This is a genomic window from uncultured Phycicoccus sp., from assembly GCF_947495705.1.
Lineage (GTDB): Bacteria > Actinomycetota > Actinomycetes > Actinomycetales > Dermatophilaceae > Phycicoccus.
Map to the genome: position 1 here is coordinate 101,342 of NZ_CANLZR010000007.1, position 18,576 is coordinate 119,917.

The 18,576-nt window shown below is 73.8% G+C and carries 17 protein-coding genes; 10 read left to right on the forward strand and 7 right to left on the reverse strand.

Annotation, left to right across the window (positions count from 1 at the left end; all coding sequences use genetic code 11):
• Window positions 1-27: 27 nt before the first annotated feature.
• The gene (gene pdxH / locus Q0963_RS11340) at window positions 28-705 is read right to left on the reverse strand and encodes a pyridoxamine 5'-phosphate oxidase (RefSeq protein WP_299445743.1); all 678 of its coding nucleotides are present in this window, start codon (window positions 703-705) and stop codon (window positions 28-30) included.
• A 131-nt stretch (window positions 706-836) separates the two neighbouring features.
• Here pdxH and Q0963_RS11345 point away from each other — a divergent pair, with 131 nt between their 5' ends.
• From Q0963_RS11345 to serC, 3 genes are all read left to right on the forward strand, one after another.
• A complete protein-coding gene (locus Q0963_RS11345) occupies window positions 837-1,781 on the forward strand; it encodes an NYN domain-containing protein (RefSeq protein WP_299445745.1) in 945 nt (314 codons plus the stop codon).
• 102 nt (window positions 1,782-1,883) lie between these two features.
• On the forward strand, window positions 1,884-3,002 hold the full coding sequence (locus Q0963_RS11350; RefSeq protein ID WP_299445747.1) for a citrate synthase 2: 1,119 nt from the start codon (window positions 1,884-1,886) through the stop codon (window positions 3,000-3,002).
• A 181-nt stretch (window positions 3,003-3,183) separates the two neighbouring features.
• Window positions 3,184-4,311 (forward strand): phosphoserine transaminase, encoded by a 1,128-nt coding sequence (gene serC / locus Q0963_RS11355; protein ID WP_299445749.1) that lies wholly within the window; start codon window positions 3,184-3,186, stop codon window positions 4,309-4,311.
• Between the two features lie 135 nt (window positions 4,312-4,446).
• Here serC and Q0963_RS11360 read toward each other — a convergent pair whose 3' ends face one another.
• The 3 genes from Q0963_RS11360 to Q0963_RS11370 all read right to left on the reverse strand — a co-directional run bounded on the left by Q0963_RS11360 (window position 4,447) and on the right by Q0963_RS11370 (window position 7,883).
• Complete coding sequence (locus tag Q0963_RS11360) at window positions 4,447-5,754, reverse strand: MFS transporter (RefSeq protein ID WP_299445752.1); 1,308 nt, start codon at window positions 5,752-5,754, stop codon at window positions 4,447-4,449.
• Window positions 5,751-6,194, reverse strand: coding sequence for a MarR family winged helix-turn-helix transcriptional regulator (locus Q0963_RS11365; RefSeq protein WP_299445754.1), 444 nt, complete (start codon window positions 6,192-6,194; stop codon window positions 5,751-5,753). Before Q0963_RS11365 ends, Q0963_RS11360 begins: the two co-directional genes overlap by 4 nt.
• A 189-nt stretch (window positions 6,195-6,383) precedes the next feature.
• Window positions 6,384-7,883 carry an NCS2 family permease gene (locus Q0963_RS11370; protein WP_299445756.1) on the reverse strand — a complete coding sequence of 500 codons (1,500 nt, stop codon included), beginning with the start codon at window positions 7,881-7,883 and terminating at the stop codon, window positions 6,384-6,386.
• Window positions 7,884-8,009: 126 nt separating this feature from the next.
• On the opposite strand from Q0963_RS11370, the gene Q0963_RS11375 reads away from it, so the two are divergent.
• Window positions 8,010-8,276, forward strand: a complete 267-nt coding sequence (locus tag Q0963_RS11375; protein ID WP_299445758.1) for a DUF2530 domain-containing protein — start codon at window positions 8,010-8,012, stop codon at window positions 8,274-8,276.
• A 111-nt stretch (window positions 8,277-8,387) separates the two neighbouring features.
• Here Q0963_RS11375 and Q0963_RS11380 read toward each other — a convergent pair whose 3' ends face one another.
• Together Q0963_RS11380 and Q0963_RS11385 are read right to left on the reverse strand one after the other, a co-directional pair.
• On the reverse strand, window positions 8,388-9,134 hold the full coding sequence (locus Q0963_RS11380) for a DUF3027 domain-containing protein (RefSeq protein ID WP_299445760.1): 747 nt from the start codon (window positions 9,132-9,134) through the stop codon (window positions 8,388-8,390).
• On the reverse strand, window positions 9,134-9,532 hold the full coding sequence (locus Q0963_RS11385; RefSeq protein WP_299445763.1) for a cold-shock protein: 399 nt from the start codon (window positions 9,530-9,532) through the stop codon (window positions 9,134-9,136). The genes Q0963_RS11380 and Q0963_RS11385 overlap by 1 nt, the downstream gene beginning before the upstream one ends.
• A gap of 167 nt (window positions 9,533-9,699) precedes the next feature.
• On the opposite strand from Q0963_RS11385, the gene Q0963_RS11390 reads away from it, so the two are divergent.
• Window positions 9,700-11,016, forward strand: a complete 1,317-nt coding sequence (locus Q0963_RS11390; protein ID WP_299445766.1) for an MFS transporter — start codon at window positions 9,700-9,702, stop codon at window positions 11,014-11,016.
• A gap of 24 nt (window positions 11,017-11,040) precedes the next feature.
• Here the strand turns inward: Q0963_RS11390 and Q0963_RS11395 are convergent, their stop codons facing one another.
• Window positions 11,041-11,979: a hydroxymethylglutaryl-CoA lyase gene (locus Q0963_RS11395; RefSeq protein WP_299445769.1), complete on the reverse strand. Its 939-nt coding sequence runs from the start codon at window positions 11,977-11,979 to the stop codon at window positions 11,041-11,043.
• Between the two features lie 126 nt (window positions 11,980-12,105).
• Between Q0963_RS11395 and Q0963_RS11400 the strand changes: the two genes are divergently transcribed.
• The 5 genes from Q0963_RS11400 (at window position 12,106) to Q0963_RS11420 (ending at window position 18,556) form a co-directional block, all read left to right on the forward strand.
• Window positions 12,106-12,828, forward strand: a complete 723-nt coding sequence (locus Q0963_RS11400) for a DUF4190 domain-containing protein (protein WP_299445772.1) — start codon at window positions 12,106-12,108, stop codon at window positions 12,826-12,828.
• Window positions 12,829-12,900: 72 nt separating this feature from the next.
• The gene (locus Q0963_RS11405; RefSeq protein WP_299445775.1) at window positions 12,901-13,614 is read left to right on the forward strand and encodes a response regulator transcription factor; all 714 of its coding nucleotides are present in this window, start codon (window positions 12,901-12,903) and stop codon (window positions 13,612-13,614) included.
• Window positions 13,614-15,143 carry a cell wall metabolism sensor histidine kinase WalK gene (locus Q0963_RS11410; protein WP_299445777.1) on the forward strand — a complete coding sequence of 510 codons (1,530 nt, stop codon included), beginning with the start codon at window positions 13,614-13,616 and terminating at the stop codon, window positions 15,141-15,143. Before Q0963_RS11405 ends, Q0963_RS11410 begins: the two co-directional genes overlap by 1 nt.
• 70 nt (window positions 15,144-15,213) lie before the next feature.
• Entirely contained in the window at window positions 15,214-16,605 is a 1,392-nt protein-coding gene (locus Q0963_RS11415) for a trypsin-like peptidase domain-containing protein (RefSeq protein WP_299445780.1), read from the forward strand.
• Between the two features lie 88 nt (window positions 16,606-16,693).
• Window positions 16,694-18,556, forward strand: coding sequence for a DUF2339 domain-containing protein (locus Q0963_RS11420; RefSeq protein WP_299445782.1), 1,863 nt, complete (start codon window positions 16,694-16,696; stop codon window positions 18,554-18,556).
• Window positions 18,557-18,576 lie beyond the last annotated feature (20 nt).

Genomic DNA, 18,576 nt, shown 5'->3' on the forward strand with positions numbered 1-18,576 from the left:
CGCCCGGGCCTCGGCCGGCCGGGAGCATCAGGGCTGGCGGCGGCTCAGCCCCCAGGACGTGGCGTCGTCGAGGTCGCCCTCGCCGGTCCGGGTGTAGACGAGCCGGTCGTGCAGCCGGTTCCGCCGACCGGCCCAGAGCTCGATCTCGTCGCAGACGATGCGGAACCCACCCCAGAAGTCCGGCACCGGGACGTCCTCGACGGAGCCGTGGTCCGGGAACTCCTCCGCCCGCTGCCGGTACGCGGCCTCGAGGTCGGCGCGCGACCCGATCGGCCGCGACTGGTCCGAGGCCCACGCCGAGATCCGGGAGGCCCACGGCCGCGACCGCCAGTACTCCTCGACCTCCGCCCGGTCGAGCGCGACGGCCCGGCCGCGGAAACGCACGGCGCGGTACATGGCCGGCCAGGTGAGCCCCGCGGCGATGTGCGGGTTGACCGCCAGCTCCTGCCCCTTGGCCGAGGTGACCGCGGTGACGAACCCGGGCCCACGCTCGTCGAGGAAGCGCATGAGCACGGTGCGCACGTTGGGGCGGCCGTCGGCGTCGACCGTCGCCACCGCGGCGGCGAGCGGCTCGAAGACGTCGGACTCGGACTCGGACCGGCGGACGGCGTCGTCGACCCAGGCCCGGACCTGCGCGTACGGGGTGTCGAGGAGCTGGTCCTCGGCGAGGCCGTCACCGGTGTAGTCGACGCGTCTGGGGTCCATGCCGCCAGCGTAGGCCGCCCCCCTCTTCCCGACCTTTCATGCTGCGGTCCGCGCGAACCGCCGTCCAGGGGCTGGTGAGGCGGACGCAGGCCTGATAAGTCGGGAAGCCGTCGGGGGGCTAGCCTCGCGCCATGACCGATTCCGCGCGCATCGCGCTGCTCATCGACGCCGACAACGCGCGAGCCCGACGGATCGACGTCATCCTCGGCGAGCTGTCGGCCTTCGGCGAGACGAGTATCCGTCGCGCGTACGGGAACTGGACCAAGGCGGGCCTCAAGGGGTGGCAGGAGGTCCTGCACGAGAACGCCATCCGCCCGATGCAGCAGTTCGACCAGACCAAGGGCAAGAACGCGAGCGACATCGCGCTGGCCGTCGACGCCGTTGAGATCCTGCACACCCAGCGCCCGGACGCCTTCGCGATCGTCTCGTCCGACGCCGACTTCACCCCGCTCGTCATGCACCTGCGCGAGCACGGCGTCGCCGTCTACGGCTTCGGGGACGCCAAGACCCCCGGCCCGTTCCAGAGCGCGTGCACGAAGTTCCTCGTCCTCGACCGGCTGTCGGCCGCGAGCGGCCAGACCGAGCCGGCGGCCGCCGTCGAGGACGACGCGACGAACGGCTCCGACACCGGGACCGCGCCGACGTCCGGACGCACCCCGGCGAAGAAGGCCGGCGCGACGGGGCGGACGGCGCGCAGCGCCACCGCGCCCGCGACGACGGCCACGCCCGACGACTCCGCGACGGCGAGGAAGACCACCGCCGCGAAGGCCACCAAAGCCGCCAAGGCGACGGCGCAGGCCGCGACCTCCCCGGCCGCCGGGCGCGCGACCCGCGCACAGCTCCGCCAGGACACCCGGCTCGTCGCGCTGCTCCGCCGCGCCGTCGACAGCGCGGCCGACGACTCGGGCTGGGCCAAGATCGGCACCGTCGGGCAGCGCATCTCGAACCAGTCGTCCTTCGACTCGCGCAACTACGGCTACGCCAAGCTGAGCCGGCTCATCGAGGCCACCGAGCTGTTCGAGATCCGCGACCCCGGCACCCCCGACATGGCGGTGCGCGACCCCCGCGCCGGCTGAGCGGGGCCGTGTCCATCCCCGCGGTCCAGGGGTGGGAGCACGGGGGCGACGACGTGCACAATGGGCCGCGCGACAACGGCGACGAGCGATAGGACACCCCGTATGACGACCTCCCCGGCCGACGATCCGCACTTCTACCCCGGGCTCGAGGGGGTCGTGGCCTTCGAGAGCGAGATCGCCGAACCCGACAAGGAGGGCGGCGCGCTGCGCTACCGGGGCGTCGACATCAACGACCTCGTCGGCAAGGTCTCCTTCGGCCAGGTGTGGGGCCTGCTCGTCGACGGCGAGCTCGACCCGGGTCTGCCGCCCGCCGAGCCCTTCCCGCTCCCGGTCCACACCGGCGACATCCGGGTCGACGTGCAGTCCGCCATCGCCCAGCTCGCACCGGTGTGGGGCTTCGAGCCGCTGCTCGACATCGACGACGACACCGCCCGCGACCAGCTCGCCCGCGCCTCGGTCATGGCCCTCTCGTTCATCGCGCAGTCCGCGCACGGCCAGGACCGCCCGATGGTGCCGCAGTCCGAGGTTGACAAGGGCCACACCATCCCCGAGCGGTTCATGATCCGCTGGCGCGGCGAGCCCGACCCCAAGCACGTCGAGGCCATCGACGCCTACTTCATCTCCGCCGCCGAGCACGGGATGAACGCCTCGACGTTCACCGCGCGGGTCATCGCCTCCACGGGCGCCGACGTCGCGGCGTGCCTCTCCGGCGCCATCGGCGCACTCTCCGGACCGCTCCACGGCGGGGCGCCGTCGCGGGCCCAGCACATGATCGAGGGCGTCGAGCAGACCGGCGACGCCACGACGTACGTCAAGGGGGTCATGGACCGCAAGGAGCGGCTCATGGGCTTCGGGCACCGCGTGTACCGCGCCTACGACCCGCGGGCGGCCGTGCTGCGCGACACCTGCAAGCGGCTCGGGGCGCCGCGCTACGAGGTGGCCCTGGAGCTCGAGAAGGCCGCCATCGCCGAGCTCGCCGACCGCTACCCGAACCGGCGGATGGAGACCAACGTCGACTTCTGGGCCGCGGTGCTGCTCGACTTCGCCGACGTCCCCGGCGAGATGATGACCCCGCTCTTCGTCTGCGCGCGGACGGCCGGCTGGTCGGCCCACATCCTCGAGCAGAAGCGCACCGGGCGTCTCATCCGCCCCAGCTCGCGGTACATCGGCCCGGGCAGCCGCCCGCTGTCGGACGTCAAGGGCTACCGCACCAAGGCCTGACCCGACCGCGGCGGCCATGCGCTGCTCAGTCCGTGGACCCGACGTCCGGCATCCGGTCAGCGCCTGTGACGATGGGACCGGTCGCGGCCCGTCGACGGAGCCGGCCCGCGGCCGCCACGGCGCGACCGACCGCGCCGACCCACGCCGCCCGCCGGCGGCCCGCCCGAGCACGGAGAGACACGTGAGCGACGCCCCCATCACCATCCCCGCCGACCTCCTGCCCGCCGACGGGCGCTTCGGCTCCGGCCCGTCAAAGGTCCGTCCCGAGCAGGTCGAGGCGCTCTCCGCCATCGGGCGCACGGTCCTCGGCACGTCCCACCGCCAGGCGCCGGTGAAGAACCTCGTCAAGGCGGTCCGCACGGGCCTCACCACGTTCTTCGACCTGCCGGACGGCTACGAGGTCATCCTCGGCAACGGCGGCTCCACCGCGTTCTGGGACATCGCCGCGTTCGGCCTCGTCCGCGACCGCGCCCAGCACCTCGCCTTCGGTGAGTTCTCGAGCAAGTTCGGCTCGGTGACGAAGAAGGCCCCGTTCCTCGGCGAGCCGACGATCCTCACGAGCGAGCCGGGCACCCGGCCCGAGGCACGGGCCGAGGCCGGCGTCGACGTCTACGCCTGGGCCCACAACGAGACCTCCACCGGCGTCATGTGCCCGGTCCGCCGCGTCGAGGGCGCGGACGACGACGCCCTCGTGCTCGTCGACGCCACCTCCGGGGCCGGCGGGCTGCCCGTGGACGTGGGCCAGGCGGACGTGTACTACTTCGCCCCGCAGAAGTCCTTCGCGTCCGACGGCGGCCTCTGGATCGGGCTCTTCTCCCCCGCGGCCCTCGCGCGGGTCGACGAGATCACCGCCAGCGGCCGCTGGGTCCCCGACTTCTTCAGCCTGCCGACCGCGATCGACAACTCGCGCAAGGACCAGACGTACAACACCCCGGCCGTGGCGACGCTCGCGATGCTCGCGAACCAGGTCGAGTGGCTCAACGGCAACGGCGGCCTCGACTGGGCCACCGCGCGCACGGCCGACTCCTCGGGCCGTCTCTACGACTGGGCGGAGCGCACGGAGTACACGACCCCGTACGTCAGCAACCCCGACCACCGCAGCCGCGTCGTCGCCACGATCGACTTCGATGACGCGGTCGACGCCTCCGCCGTCGCGAAGACGTTGCGCGCCAACGGTGTCGTCGATGTCGAGCCGTACCGGAAGCTCGGCCGCAACCAGCTGCGGGTCGCCTGCTTCCCGGCCGTCGAGCCCGACGACGTCAGCCGCCTCATCGGGTGCGTCGAGCACGTCGTCGACCGACTGGCCTGAGCAGAACGTCCGAGCGGACGGCGCGCCCACACCGGGGCGGCGCCGAGCAGGGTCAGCGGGCCACGGCGTAGACGACCGCGACGACGAGGAGCACGGCGAGCACCCCGAGCGTCATCCGGCGCCGGAACAGCGGGGTCATCGCGCGGGCTCCGGCATGGGCACGTGGGCGTCGTCCCGCTCGCGCGTGACCGGGGAGGTCGACACGGTGACGCGCGGGCGGCGCTGCGACTCGTAGCTCACCCGGACATTCTCGGCCCGCGCCAGCCACACCGACACCGCGACGAGGGTGAGGCCGACGGCGACGGCCCCCACCCCGATGGTCCAGCGCGGCCCGAACTGCTCGCTGATCCAGCCGATCATCGGCGCCCCCGCGGGGGTCCCGCCCATGAAGATCGCCATGTACAGGGCCATGACGCGGCCCCGCATCTCGGGGGCGACCCTGGTCTGCACCATGGCGTTGGCGGTCGTCAGGGCGGTGAGCGCGGTGAGACCCACCGGCACCAGGGCGGCGGCGAAGGTCCAGAACGTCGGCGCGCTCGCGGCGGCCGCGGCGGCCACGGCGAACCCGAGCAGCGCCAGGAGGAGCACCCGGAGCCGGGGCTCCTTCCGCCGGGCCGACAGCAGCGCCGCCGTGAGCGAGCCGATCGCGAGGATCGACCCGAGCAGCCCGAACTCGCTCGCGCCCTTGTCGAACACCTTGGTCGCCATGAGCGCCATCGTGATCTGGAAGTTCATGCCGAAGGTGCCGAGCACGAAGACGAGCAGCATGACGAGCTGCAGGTCGCGCCGCTGCCGCACGTAGGCGAAGCCCTCACGGATCCCCCCGCGGCCCTTGGCGCGCGCCGGCGAGCGGAGGTCGGCCACGGAGAGCATCCCGAGGGCCGCGAGCACGAAGACGAAGGTCAGGGTGTTGAGCAGCAGCGCCTCTCCGGTCCCCCACCAGGCGATGACGAGACCCGCGACGCCGGGACCGATGAGCCGGCCGCCGTTGAAGGACGCCGAGTTGAGCGCCACCGCGTTCGCGAGCTTGTCGGGCGGCACCATCTCGGAGACGAAGACCTGGCGCGCCGGGTTGTCGATGGCCGTCGTCACCCCCTGGAGAAGGGCGATGACGTAGACGTGCCACAGCTGGGCCAGCCCGGTGACGGCCAGCACGCCGAGCACCAGGCTCGAGAGCGCGAGCATGCTCTGGGTCGCGAGGAGGATCCGCCGCCGGGAGAAGCGGTCGGCGATGAGGCCGCTCCACGGCGCGAGGAGCAGGAACGGCAGGAACTGGAGCCCGGTGACGACGCCGAGCGCGGTGGCCGACCCGGCGGTGAGCACCGTGAGGACGAGCCAGTCCTGGCCCACGCGGCCGACCCACGTGCCGATGTTCGAGACGAAGCCACCGAGGAACCAGAGGCGGTAGTTGCGGACCTCGAGCGAGGTGAAGGTGGGGCTCACTCGGCCGCCACCCGTTCCAGGAGCGCGGTCGCGTCGACGAGCAGGGCCCGCTCGGCGTCGGTGAGGTGCTCGAGCCGGGTCGCGAGCCACAGGTCCCGGCGCCGCCGGGTCTCCTTGATCGTCTGCTTGCCCTGCGCGGTGAGCGAGAGGATGACCTGGCGCCCGTCGGTGGGGTCGTCGGAGCGGGCGACGAGTCCCCGCTCGACGAGGGTGTTGACCGTCCGGGTCACGCTCGGCGCCGACACCTGCTCGATCTCGGCGAGCTCCTTGGGCGTCCGGGGTCCGCCCTCGAGCCTGACGAGGACCGAGAACTGGTGCGGCGCAACGTCCGTCCTGCTCTCGAAGCGCACCCGGCGCGAGATCCGCATGCAGGCCATCCGCAGGTCGCTGGTCAGGCGGTCCTTCTGCGTCCGGGACATCGTCGGGGTGGGTGCGGGCACGGGGTTCTCCAGCAGGGGGTCGTCGTCAGTAGTTAGCACAACTCATTACCTGTGCTAACTATTCCACGAGACGCCGCCCCAGGGGGCGCCCGGGTCCACGCACGACATCGTCAGCGCTGCACGACCTCGGAGGTCGCGTCACGCTGACGTTCCGGGGTGACCCCGGAACGTCAGGCGGCGCCCGGCCGGTCAGCCGGTGACCAGACCGGTGATCGGCTCGATGAAGAAGTAGACGACGAAGAGCGCCGCCGTGCCCCACATCATGGGGTGGATGTCGGCGACCTTGCCGCGCACCACCTTGATGAGCACGAACGCGACGAAGCCGGCCCCGATGCCCACCGTGATCGAGTACGTGAAGGGCATGAGGATGATCGTGAGGAAGGCCGGGATCGCGATGTCCAGGTCGTCCCAGCTGATCTCGGTGACCTGCTGCATCATGAGGAAGCCGACGAGCACCAGCGCCGGGACGGCGGCCTCGTTCGGGATGACCTGCACCAGCGGCGCGAACACGACCGCCACGAGGAACAGCAGCCCGGAGACCACGGACGCCAGCCCGGTCCGGGCGCCCTCGCCCACACCGGACGCCGACTCGATGTACGAGGTGTTCGACGAGACTCCCGCCGCACCGCCGGCGGCCGCCGCGACCGAGTCGACGACGAGGATCCGCTGGGTGTTCGGCGGGTTCCCCTGCTCGTCGAGCAGCCCGGCCTCGGCGCCGATCGCCGTCATCGTGCCCATCGTGTCGAAGAAGTCGGCGAGCATGAGCGTGAAGACGAGCAGGACCGCCGCGACGACGCCGACCCGCGAGAACGACCCGAGCAGGCTGAACTCCCCGAGGGTCCCGAAGTTGACCGCCGCGATCTCGTCGGGCCAGCGGGGGACGTTGAGGTTCCAGCCCGTCGGGTTGACGATGTTGTTGCCCTCGGAGTCGACGCCGGTGACCGTGGGGCCGACCTTCGCGAGGGCCTCGACGACGAACGCGACGACGGTCATCGTGACGATCGAGATGATGATCGCGCCCTTCACCTTGCGCACCCACAGGGCGATGATGAGGACGAGCCCGAGCGCGAACACGAGCGACGGCCACCCGGCGAGCTGGCCACCGACCCCGAGCTCGACGGGCACCGGGCCCGCGCCGGTGCGGCGCACGAACCCGGCGTCGACCAGCCCGATGAGCGCGATGAACAGACCGATGCCCACCGAGATGGCGACCTTGAGCTGCGCCGGGACGGCCCGGAACACCGCCTGCCGGAACCCGGTGAGCACGAGGACGAGGATGATGACGCCCTCGAGGACGACGAGACCCATGGCGTCCGCCCAGGTCATCTGGCTCGCGACGGCGTATGCGACGAAGGCGTTGAGCCCGAGGCCGGTCGCCAGGGCGAGCGGGTAGTTGGCGACGACCCCCATGAGGATCGTCAGCACGCCGGCGACGAGCGCGGTGCCCGCGGCGATGGCCGCGAGGTTGGGGGCGTCGCCGCCGCCGAGGTACTTGCCGTCCGCGTCCTGCACGTACCCGAGGATCAGCGGGTTGAGCACGACGATGTAGGCCATCGTGAAGAAGGTGGCGACGCCACCGCGCACCTCCCGGCCGACCGTCGAGCCGCGCTCGTGGATGCGGAAGTAGCGGTCCAGTCGGCTGCCCGGAGCCGTGCCCGCGGGCGTGGTGGTGGTGGAGGTCGAGGCCATGGCGAGCAGGCTAATGGCGGGCCGGGGTTCGCGCGTGGCGGGGGTGTCCCGGCGAGACGGGGCGCGGCGGCCGGCTCGTACGACGCCGCCCGGACCCGCGCCTGCCGCCCTGGCTACGCTGGGCCGGTGACCGACGAGACCCGCGAGCCCGACCGCGACGGCGGAGTCCTCGGCGACGCGGCCCCGGTCGACCCGCCGCACGTCCCGACCATGACGATCGCGCTGGTCGGCACCGGCCTCTGGGCACTCGCGCTGGTCATCACCCTCGTCGTCCCGGCACTGCACACGGGCGAGCGGTCCTGGTGGCCCTGGGCGTGCGTCACCGGCATCGCGCTCGGAGTCTTCGCGTGGTGGTACGTCCGCCGCGGCCGGGGGAACGCCGCCGACGCCTGACCCCGCGACGCTTTCTCGGGTGACCCGAGAAAGCCCCGCTTCCCCCGAGAAGCCTTCCAGGGGGAAGCGCGGCGATATCGGGTGACCCGAGAAACCCGACGGGCCGGGGGGTCAGACCGGGTCGAGCTCGAAGTCGTCGAGGATCGGGGTGGACACCCGCTCGGCGGCCGGTGCCGGGGCGTCGGCCTCGGAGTGCGCGCCGCAGCCGTGGTCGAGGCTCACGACCTTGCCGTCGGAGGGCGACCACTCGTTGGCGCAGACGCCGAAGAGCGCCCGCAGCGCGCCCGGCATCGGCACGAAGAACCCACACGAGGAGCACGCCATCGGGGCCTTCTCGGCGACCGGCGTGGTGGGGCCGTGCTCGCCGTCGTACCAGCGCTGCGCGGCCGCGTCACGGCCCTCCGCCGAGAGCACCCGAGGGCGCCCGAGCCCGAGCTCCCACAGGGCCACGGCGTCGACGTCCTCGTCACCCGTCGCCTCGAACCCCGGCTCCAGGAGCGGGTCGGCCTCGACGTAGGGCGTGACGTCGCCGGGGCCGAGGTCGCCGGGGGCCAGGCGGGCGGCGTAGGGCAGCCAGGCCGGCGAGAGCAGCGCACCGTCGCCCGGCACGAGGTCGACCTCGCACACCGTGACGACCTTCGAGCGCGGCACCCGGGCGACGGACACGGCCCAGCGCCAGCCACGGTAGGCCGACGAGGTGGACGCGAAGTAGTGCGTGGCGAGGCGGTCCTCGACCATCTCCATGCCCTGGTGGTCGCCGACCACGTCACCGCCGGCGACGGCGAGCGCGGCCGCACGAGCGGTGTCGGCGGCCCCCCGCAGGGTGGCGTCGGGGCGGACTGCGGTGGCGGCCGCCATCACAGCTCGAGATCGGCGGCGACGGCGCGCAGGACCTGCGCGACCTTGTCGCCGTGCGACTTGTCGGGGTAGTGCCCCCGGCGCAGCGACTCCGACACCGAGTCGAGGAGCTTGATGACGTCCTCGACGATGACGACCATCTCGTCGGCGGGCTTGCGGTCGCGGACCCGCCGGTTCGTCGCGACGGAGGGGGCCGGGTCGAGCAGCCGGACCGACAGCGCCTGGGAGCCGCGACGGCCCTCGGCGATGTCGAACTCGATGCGCTGCCCGCCCTTGAGGGCCTCGACCCCCGACGGCAGCGCGGACGCGGGGACGAAGACGTCACCCTCGCCGGACTCGCCGGACACGAAGCCGAAGCCCTTTTCGGCGTCGAAGAACTTCACCTTGCCAGTCGGCACGGTCCACCTCATCCATCGGTCATCGGAGCAGCACCCACGGCGGGCACCACACCCAAGGCTAACCGCTGCGGGCCCCGGCGCGCTGCCGGGTTCCGGCACCCCCCGCACCGTGCCGCCGAGCGGAAAAGCCGTCGTCCGATGTCGGCGCGCCGTGGGAAGGTCTGAGGGTGTCCGAGACCGTCGACCGGCCGCCCGATGCGACCGTCGTCAGCGCCCCCGCCGAGACCGACCACCACCTCACGATGCGGGGGTTCTGGGACGCCCTCCCCACCCCGGGGCGGTGGCTCCTCTCGACCACGGCCATCTCCACGCTCGGCCGGGGCATGACCCTGCCCTTCACCATCATCTACATCCACGAGGTCCGGGGTGTCGACCTCGACGTCGCGGGGCTGCTCATCGGGCTCATCGCCGTCGTCGCGGTCGTCGTCACCGCGCCGGTCGGGGTCCTCACGGACCGGCTCGGGGCGCGGCCGGTCGTCATCGCCGGGCTCGCCGCCCAGGTCCTGGGCGCCGTCGTCATGGCCTTCGCCACGACGGTGCCGACCCTCGTCGCCGCCGTCGTCCTCCTGGGCATCAGCTTCGGGGTCGGCTGGCCGGCGTTCAACGCGATGATCGCGAGCATCGTCCGGGGCCGGCTGCGCACCCAGTACTTCGGCATCAACTTCGCGCTCGTCAACCTCGGCATCGGGGTCGGCGGCGTCGTCAGCGGGTTCCTCACCGACGTCGACCGGCCCGGCACGTTCACCGCGATCTTCCTCGCCGACGCCGTGTGCGTCCTCGTCCCGATCGCGCTGCTGCTCGGCCCGCTCCGCACCGTCGCCGGCCGGCCGCTGCCCGTCGCCGAGGGCGAGGACGGCGGCATCGGCTACCTCGCGATGCTCCGGCGCCCGGCGGTCCTGTGGATCACCGCGCTCACCTTCCTGTCGAGCTTCGTCGGCTACGGCCAGATGGAGGCCGGGTTCCCCGCGTTCGCCCGCCAGGTCAGCGAGGTCTCCACGCGCACCATCGGCTTCGCGTTCGCCGCCAACACCGCCGTCATCGTGCTCGCCCAGTTCTACGTGCTGCGCCGCATCGACGGGCGGCGGCGCACCCGGGTGTTCCTCGGCCTCGTCGTGCTGTGGGCGGTGGCGTGGGCGCTGCTCGGGTCCACCGGGATGGTCGCGGGCACGCTCGCCGCCGCGGCCGGGGTCATCGTGTTCCACGTGTTCTTCGGCCTCGGCGAGACGATGCTCCAGCCCACCGTCCCGGCGATCGTCAACGACCTCGCGAGCGACCGGGACCGCGGCCGGTACAACGCCCTGTCCGCGATGGCCTTCCAGGTCGGGGCCATCACGGCACCGGCCGTCGCCGGGGTCATGCTCGACCGCCGGCTCGGCGGCTGGTTCATCGTCGTCCTGCTCGTCTGCCTCGGGGTGGTCGCCCTGCTCGCCCTCGCCCTCGAGCGGGTCATCAGCCCCGCCGTCAACGGCGTCCGGCCCCGCTGAGCCCACGCCGACCCGGCCTGCCGCTCAGCCGCCGGCGAGCGCCTTGACGACCCGCGACGGCGACGGTCGCCCGAGGTGCTCGGCCATCCACATCGAGGTCGCGACGAGGGCGTCGAGGTCGATGCCGGTCTCGACCCCGGCCCCGTCGAGGGTCCACACGAGGTCCTCGGTGGCGAGGTTCCCGGTGGCCGACCGCGCGTACGGGCAGCCGCCGAGGCCGCCGGTGGACGCGTCGACGACGGTCACGCCGTCCCGCAGGGCCGCGAGGGTGTTGGCCAGAGCCTGGCCGTAGGTGTCGTGGAAGTGGACCCCGACGGCCTCCGGGCCGATGCCGGCAGCGCCCAGTGCCTCGAGCAACCGGTGGACGTGCCCGACGGTGCCGACCCCGATGGTGTCGCCGATCGACAGCTGGTCGCAGCCGAGGTCCATGAGCCGGCGGCACACGTCGACGACCTGGGCGACCGGCACGGGCCCCTCCCACGGGTCGCCGAAGCACATCGACACGTAGGCGCGCACCCACAGCCCGTCGGCGCGGGCCCGCTCGACGACCGGCGCGAACATCGCGACGGACTCGGCGACGGTGCGGTTGAGGTTCTTGCGGGCGAACGTCTCGGTGGCGCTGCCGAAGATCGCGACGGCCCCGACGCCCGAGGCGAGGGCTCGGTCGAGCCCCCGCTCGTTCGGGACGAGCACGGGACGCTGCGGGCCGCGGCCGTCCGCCCCGAGCAGCCCGAGGAGCTCCTCGGCGTCTGCGAGCTGCGGCACCCAGCGGGGGTCCACGAACGAGGTCGTCTCCACGGTCGCCAGCCCGGCCGCCCCGAGCCGCCGGACGAACTCCGCCTTGACCGCCGCGGGGACGGTCGTGGCCTCGTTCTGGAGACCGTCCCGGGGGCCGACCTCGTACACGGTGACCCGCGGCGGCAGGGACGGGTCGGGCTCGACCTGGGGCAGCACTCGGCTCATCGCCCGATCCTGACACGTCGGGGCGCGCCGAACCCACCGCGCCGGCGCCCGGTGGCCCGCTAGCCTGCTCCGCGACGACCCGTCCATGCGGGACGCAGCCCGCCACGACCGCCGAGGGGTCCCGACGTGAGCACCGACGACGAGCACCGCCGCGAGGACGCCGACGAGTTCCGCGACCCCACCGCCCCGCCGCCGCTGCCGGACCCCCCGGACGGCCCCGCCGAGACCCAGCCGCTCGGCGTGGAGACCCCGCCGCCGTTCCCGCCGCCCGGCGCGGCGCAGCCACCCCGGTACGAGCAGCCCACCTACACCCAGCCGAGCTACGGGCTGCCCTCCTACGACCAGCCGCCGCCCACCCCGTACGGAGCGCCGCCGGCCGGGACCCCGTACGGCACCCCACCGGCCGAGCCGGTGCCCCCGCCGGGCGGGAGCGCACCGACTCCCGCGGCACCGCCCGCCGGCAACCCGTACGGCGGCCCCGCCGGACCACCGCCGCCCGCCCCGTACGGCGCACCCGCACCGGTCGCTCCGGGCCAGTACCCGTACACCGCCCCGCCGGTGGGCTACGGCCCGCCCCGGTCGAACACGAGCGCCATCATCCTCACCGTCGCCTCGGGCATCGCCCTCGTGGCCTGCTGCGGCATCTTCCAGCTCCCGGCGCTCGTGCTGGGCATCGTCGCGCTCACCCGCCAGACCACCGACCCGGCAGGGTCGGCCCGGATGGCCCGCCGCGGGTGGATCGCCTTCGGCATCGGCATCGGGGTCATGGCCCTGCTCGCCATCGGGTACATCGCCCTCGGGGTGGGCGGCGCGTTCAGCGGCACCGACTCGCCCTACGGCGGGTTCTGACCGGCCGGCGCCTCCCGATCGTCACAGCCGATATCCAGCGAACTCCCAGACTCGTGCCGGAGACTGGGAGCCGTGACCACCACCCAGCCGCCCGAGGCACGACTCCTCGTCGTCGAGGACGAGCCGAACATCCGCGAGCTTCTCGCGACGTCCCTGCGCTACGCCGGCTTCGACGTCGCCACGGCCGCGAGCGGGTCCGAGGCCATCAAGGTCGCCGGGGACCACGACCCCGACCTGTGCGTCCTGGACGTCATGCTCCCCGACATGGACGGGTTCACCGTCACCCGCAAGCTGCGTGACCAGGGCCGTCAGCTGCCCATCGTCTTCGTCACGGCCCGGGACTCCGTCGACGACAAGATCAAGGGCCTCACCGTCGGCGGCGACGACTACGTGACCAAGCCGTTCAGCCTCGAGGAGGTCGTCGCCCGCATCCGCGCCGTCCTCCGGCGCACCCGCGGCGACGCCGACGAGGACCGTCAGGTCCTGACCTTCGAGGACCTCGAGCTCGACGAGGACTCCCACGAGGTGCGTCGCGCCGGGCGCGTCATCGAGACGAGCCCCACCGAGTTCAAGCTGCTGCGCTACCTCATGCTCAACCCGAACCGGGTGCTGTCCAAGGCGCAGATCCTCGACCACGTCTGGGACTACGACTTCCGCGGCGAGTCCGGCATCGTCGAGTCCTACATCTCCTACCTCCGTCGCAAGATCGACGCCGACGGGGCGGCACCGCTCATCCACACCAAGCGCGGCGTCGGCTACGTCCTGCGGCTGCCCCCGCAGGTCTGATGCCTGCCGAGACCCAGCCGCACCCGGTCCCGCCGGTCGAGGCCGACGACACCGTCGTCGCCCGCGCCACCACCCCCCGACCCTGGGGTCCCGGCGTCCGCCGGCGCCTCGACCTGGTGGTCCGTCGGCTCGAGGCGGTGCCGCTGCGGACCCGGCTGCTCCTCATCGTCGGGCTGCTCGTCGGGGCGGCCCTGCTGTCGACGAGCCTCATCACGGCCTACCTCCTCAAGAGCGACCTCGACACCCGCGTCGACGCCGAGCTGCGCAGCGTCCTGTCGCCGGTCGCCACCCAGGCCCTGGCCGACCTGCGGACCCAGGACGACGACCCGCTGCCGTCGTCCTACGCGTTCGTCCTCCAGACGCCGTCGGGCCAGATCACCCGTCTCCCCACCGGCCAGGAGACGAGCCCGCAGTGGCCGACGCTGACCCAGGACGACCCGCGCGTCCAGCAGCAGACCGCCTTCACCGTCGGCTCGGACGGCAGCCGGATGCGCTGGCGGTTCGTGGCGGCCCCGGTGGCCGGCAGCGACGCGACGGTCGCCGTGGGGGTGCCGCTCGAGACGGTCTCGCACACCGTGACCCGCCTGCTCGTCTCGACCGCGCTGCTCGGCACGCTCGCGCTCGTGCTCTCCCTGGTCCTCGGCCACTTCGCGGTGCGACGGGCGTTCCGGCCGCTGCGGCGCATCGAGGACACCGCCGCCACGATCGCCGCCGGTGACCTCAGCCAGCGCGTGCCGGTGCGCCAGGCCGACGACGAGGTCACCTCCCTCTCCCGGAGCCTCAACGCCATGCTCGCCCGCATCGAGTCCTCGTTCGCCGTCCGGGAGGCGAGCGAGGAGCGGATGCGCCAGTTCGTCGCGGATGCGTCCCACGAGCTGCGGACGCCGCTCGCGACGGTCCGCGGCTACGCGGAGCTGTACCGCCAGGGTGCGGTGCGCGACCCCGACGGGGTCGGCAACGCCATGGAGCGCATCGAGGCCGAGTCCGGGCGGATGAGCACCCTCGTCGAGGACCTCCTCGTGCTCGCCCGCCTCGACGAGGAGCCCGAGCAGCGCCTGACCGACGTCGACCTCACCGTCCTGGCGGCGGACGCCGTCGCCGACGCCCGGGTCCGGGCCCCGGAACGCCGGATCTCGCTGCTCGGGCTGCACGGCACCCTGGAGCCGACGGTCGTGCGGGGCTCGGAGCCCAAGCTCCGCCAGGTCATGACCAACCTCGTCGCCAACGCCCTCCGGCACACCCCGGAGGGCACCCCCGTCGAGGTCGCCGTCGGCACCGAGGACGGGGTGGCCGCCGTCGAGGTGCGCGACCACGGCGCCGGGGTCCCCCCGGAGATCGCGACCAAGGTGTTCGAGCGCTTCTTCCGGGCCGACCCGTCCCGGGGTCGCGGCAGCGGCGGCAGCGGGCTGGGCCTCGCGATCGTCGCCGCCATCGTCTCGGCCCACCGTGGCCGGGTCGGGGTCGCCCGGACCCCCGGCGGCGGGGCGACCTTCGTCGTGCGCTTCGCACAGCGGACTCCCAGCGGCTGACCAGCCGGCACCCACCTCGGGGACGTTGACTGGAGCGGACGTCGACCCCCCGAAGGAGCACCGAGACACGATGCACGAGCAGCAGCCCACGCCCACCGGCGAGAACTCCCCGGGGACCACGCCCCAGTGGTACACCCCGCACGGTGGCACGGCCACCACGGAGCGCCCGACGGCCCCGGGGTCGCCGGCCGCTCCCCCGCACGACCATCCGTCCACCCCAGGCGCCCCGACGCCGCCCACGGCCCCTCCCCCTGTCTCGGGGCCGTTCGGGCCGTCGGGGCCGTCCGGACCGCAGGGGTCGCCCCCGAGCGGGTCCGGGCGGCGCCGCACGGCGGAGATCACCGCCGTCGCGGTGCTCGCCGCCGTCCTGTCCTCCGGCGGCACCCTCGCCGCGACCCGGCTGTGGGACGACGCGCAGACCCCCTCCGCTGCGCAGAGCTCGTCCACCCAGCTGGGCCGCGGCACGGACCAGGCGCCGGTGCAGCAGGCCGATGCGGCGAACCCCGACTGGGCGGCCACGGCCGCTGCGGTCTCGCCGAGCGTCGTCGCGATCAGCGCGGAGTCCCCTCAGGGCGCCGGGCAGGGCTCCGGCGTCATCATCGACGACCAGGGCCACGTCGTGACGAACAACCACGTCGTCGCCGGCGCCCAGAAGCTCACCGTCACCCTGAACGACGGCCGCGCCTACCCGGCCGAGATCCGCGGCACCGACCCGTCGACGGACCTGGCCGTCATCACGATCACCGACGGCCCGAGCGACCTCACCCCGGTCGCCTTCGGTGACTCCGACGCCCTCGAGGTCGGCGACCCGGTCATGGCCGTCGGCAACCCGCTGGGGCTGGCCGGGACGGTGACGACGGGCATCGTCAGCGCCCTCAACCGTCCCGTGACGACGGAGGCGGAGCAGCCGGGTCCGCGCAACTCCAGCACCCAGCAGGCCGAGCCGGTCGTGACGAACGCGATCCAGACCTCGGCCGCGATCAACCCGGGCAACAGCGGCGGGGCGCTCGTCAACGCGTCCGGCCAGCTGGTGGGAATCAACTCGTCCATCGCCTCGCTCGGGACCGCGAGCGGCGGGCAGGCCGGAAGCATCGGCATCGGTTTCGCCATCCCGGTCACGGAGGTGCGGTCCATCGCGACCCAGCTCATCGAGACGGGGACCGCCGTCCACGCCTACCTCGGGGTCGTGCCACAGACGGGGACCGCGTCCGACGGGTCCGCCACGCGCGCCGGCGCCGAGATCCGGTCCGTGGAGCAGGACACGCCCGCCGCGGCCGCGGGGCTCGAGCCGGGCGATGTCGTCATCGCGGTCAACGGCGAGCCGGTCGACTCCGCGGAGTCGCTCGTCGGGGTCGTCCGGGAGCAGACCGTGGGCTCCACCGTCACGCTCACGGTGCTCCGCGACGGGACGCGCCTGGAGCTCAGCGCGACGCTGACCGAGCGGAGCAGCACCACCGGCTGAGCCCACCCACGGGCCCGCACGGGGCACCCGACACGCGGTGAGTACGCGTGCTCAGGTGCCCCGTGCGTCGTCCTGGGACCCTGGGGCCATGACCCACCGGGATGACGTGCTGCGGCTCGAGCAGGAGTTCGCCGACGCGATGCAGCGGATGTACACGGTCGGCAACGGCCTCGCCCGCCTGCGCGCTGACCTCGAGCAGCAGGATGCGCGTCGGCAGGCGGCGCCCGCTGCACCGCTCCCCCCGATGACAGCCACCCCGCCCCCGGTGTCCCAGGCCGGCGCGGCTGCACCCGCCGGCGCGCCCGCCGCGGCCGGGCCCTCCGTCCCACCCGGTCCCGGCGTCCCGCCGCCACTGCCCCCGACGGCCGTGCTCCCGGCCCCCGAGCCCTGGTACCGGCGCGAGGGAGCCGTGACGCGGGTCCTGGCCATCGCCGGCGCCGTCGTCACGCTGGTCGGCGTCGCGTTGCTCCTCGTCCTGGCCGCCCGGCAGGGCTGGTTCGGGCCGGAAGCCCGGGTCGCAGCCGGTGCCGCCCTCGCCGTCGTCCTGGCTGGGCTCGGGGTGCGTGGGGGGACCCGCGACCGGGCCGACGGCCGGCCCGGCGGTACCTCCTCGGTCGCCCTCGTCGCGACCGGCGCCGCCGCCGCCTACCTCGACGTCGTCGCTGTCACGGCCCTCTACGGATGGGTGCCGTCCGGGGTCGGCCTGGCCCTCTGCGTCGCGGTCGCGGTCGCCGGCCTCGGGCTGGCGCGCCGGTGGTCCAGCGAGCTGCTCGCCGTCCTCATGGTGGCCGGAGCGGCCGTCCTCTCGCCGGTCGTCGCCGACGGACCCGGATGGCTCGTCTCGGCCGTCCTCGCCGTGCTCGCCGTCGTCGGCTGGTGGGCGGCCGGTGACCGCCCCGCGCCCCGGCTCACGATCGTGCGGACGACCCCGGTGGCGCTGTCGCTGCTCGTGGGCGCCTTCGTCGTCGACGGTCGCAACGGACTGCTGGCCCTGCTCGCCGTCGGTGGCGTCACCCTCCTGGCTGTCCTCGTCACGTCCACGCTCACCGTGCGCCGGCACCGACGGGACGTCACGTCGTCGGTCGCGGTGCTCGTCGTCGCGGTCGGCCTCCTCGCCGTGAACGCCGCGCAGGCCGACCCCGTCCGGACCTCGGCCCACGCCGCCGTCGCGGCGGCGCTGCTGCTCGCGGCATCGGCCGGCGGCCGGGCGCCGCTGGGCCCGCTGCCGGTGCACCTCGTCTCGACGGTCGCGTCGGTCGGGGCGTTCTCGGCGGTCCTGGCCGTCCTGGCCGGGGCGCCCAGCGGCTTCGTCGGCACCGGGCTGCTCCTCCTCGCCCTCGGCCACGTCGCCGTGGCCGGCGCCACGCGCTCGCGCATCTCGCTCGCCATCGGCAGCGCGGTCGCGGCGGTCGCACTGCTCGGCTGGCTCGACCACCCGGCGGCCATGCTGTCCGCCGATCTCGCCACGGCCCACGACCTGCCCGTCGCCTTCGTCGACAGTGGCCTCGCGGCGGCCCTCCTGGCGGTCCTGACCTGGGCGGTGGCCAACGTGCGCCGGGTGCCTGCCGCGCTCCGCCGGGCGACCCGCGTCGGCGCGGTGGCGCTGGGGCTGGTGGCCGGGGCGACGATGCTCGTCAGTGTCGGCACCCTGACCGGCGACCGCCTCGGCGACGTGGCCGTCGGCTTCACGGCCGGGCACGCCCTGGCCACCGTCGCCTGGATGGTCACCGCAGCCGTCCTGCTCCTGCACTCGCTCGAGCACCGGTCCGACCTGGCCCTGCGCGGCGGGCTGCTCCTCGTCGCCGTCGCGGTCGCCAAGCTGTTCCTCTTCGACCTCTCCGCCCTGGACGGCATCGTCCGGTCGATCGCGTTCATCGCGACCGGGCTGCTGTTGCTCGCGACGGGGAGCCGGTACGCCAAGGCCTGGGAGCGGACCCGCCGGAACCCCTGACGCGAGGGTCGGACTCTGCC

What these genes read in the sequence shown, in the direction of transcription:
- Q0963_RS11345 (WP_299445745.1), top strand. Translation starts at nt 837, where the DNA reads ATGACCGATTCCGCGCGCATCGCGCTGCTCATCGACGCCGACAACGCG.
- Q0963_RS11370 (WP_299445756.1), bottom strand. Translation starts at nt 7,883, where the DNA reads ATGGCCTCGACCTCCACCACCACCACGCCCGCGGGCACGGCTCCGGGC.
- Q0963_RS11395 (WP_299445769.1), bottom strand. Translation starts at nt 11,979, where the DNA reads ATGAGCCGAGTGCTGCCCCAGGTCGAGCCCGACCCGTCCCTGCCGCCG.
- Q0963_RS11380 (WP_299445760.1), bottom strand. Translation starts at nt 9,134, where the DNA reads ATGGCGGCCGCCACCGCAGTCCGCCCCGACGCCACCCTGCGGGGGGCC.
- pdxH (WP_299445743.1), bottom strand. Translation starts at nt 705, where the DNA reads ATGGACCCCAGACGCGTCGACTACACCGGTGACGGCCTCGCCGAGGAC.
- Q0963_RS11350 (WP_299445747.1), top strand. Translation starts at nt 1,884, where the DNA reads ATGACGACCTCCCCGGCCGACGATCCGCACTTCTACCCCGGGCTCGAG.
- Q0963_RS11410 (WP_299445777.1), top strand. Translation starts at nt 13,614, where the DNA reads ATGCCTGCCGAGACCCAGCCGCACCCGGTCCCGCCGGTCGAGGCCGAC.
- Q0963_RS11415 (WP_299445780.1), top strand. Translation starts at nt 15,214, where the DNA reads ATGCACGAGCAGCAGCCCACGCCCACCGGCGAGAACTCCCCGGGGACC.
- Q0963_RS11420 (WP_299445782.1), top strand. Translation starts at nt 16,694, where the DNA reads ATGACCCACCGGGATGACGTGCTGCGGCTCGAGCAGGAGTTCGCCGAC.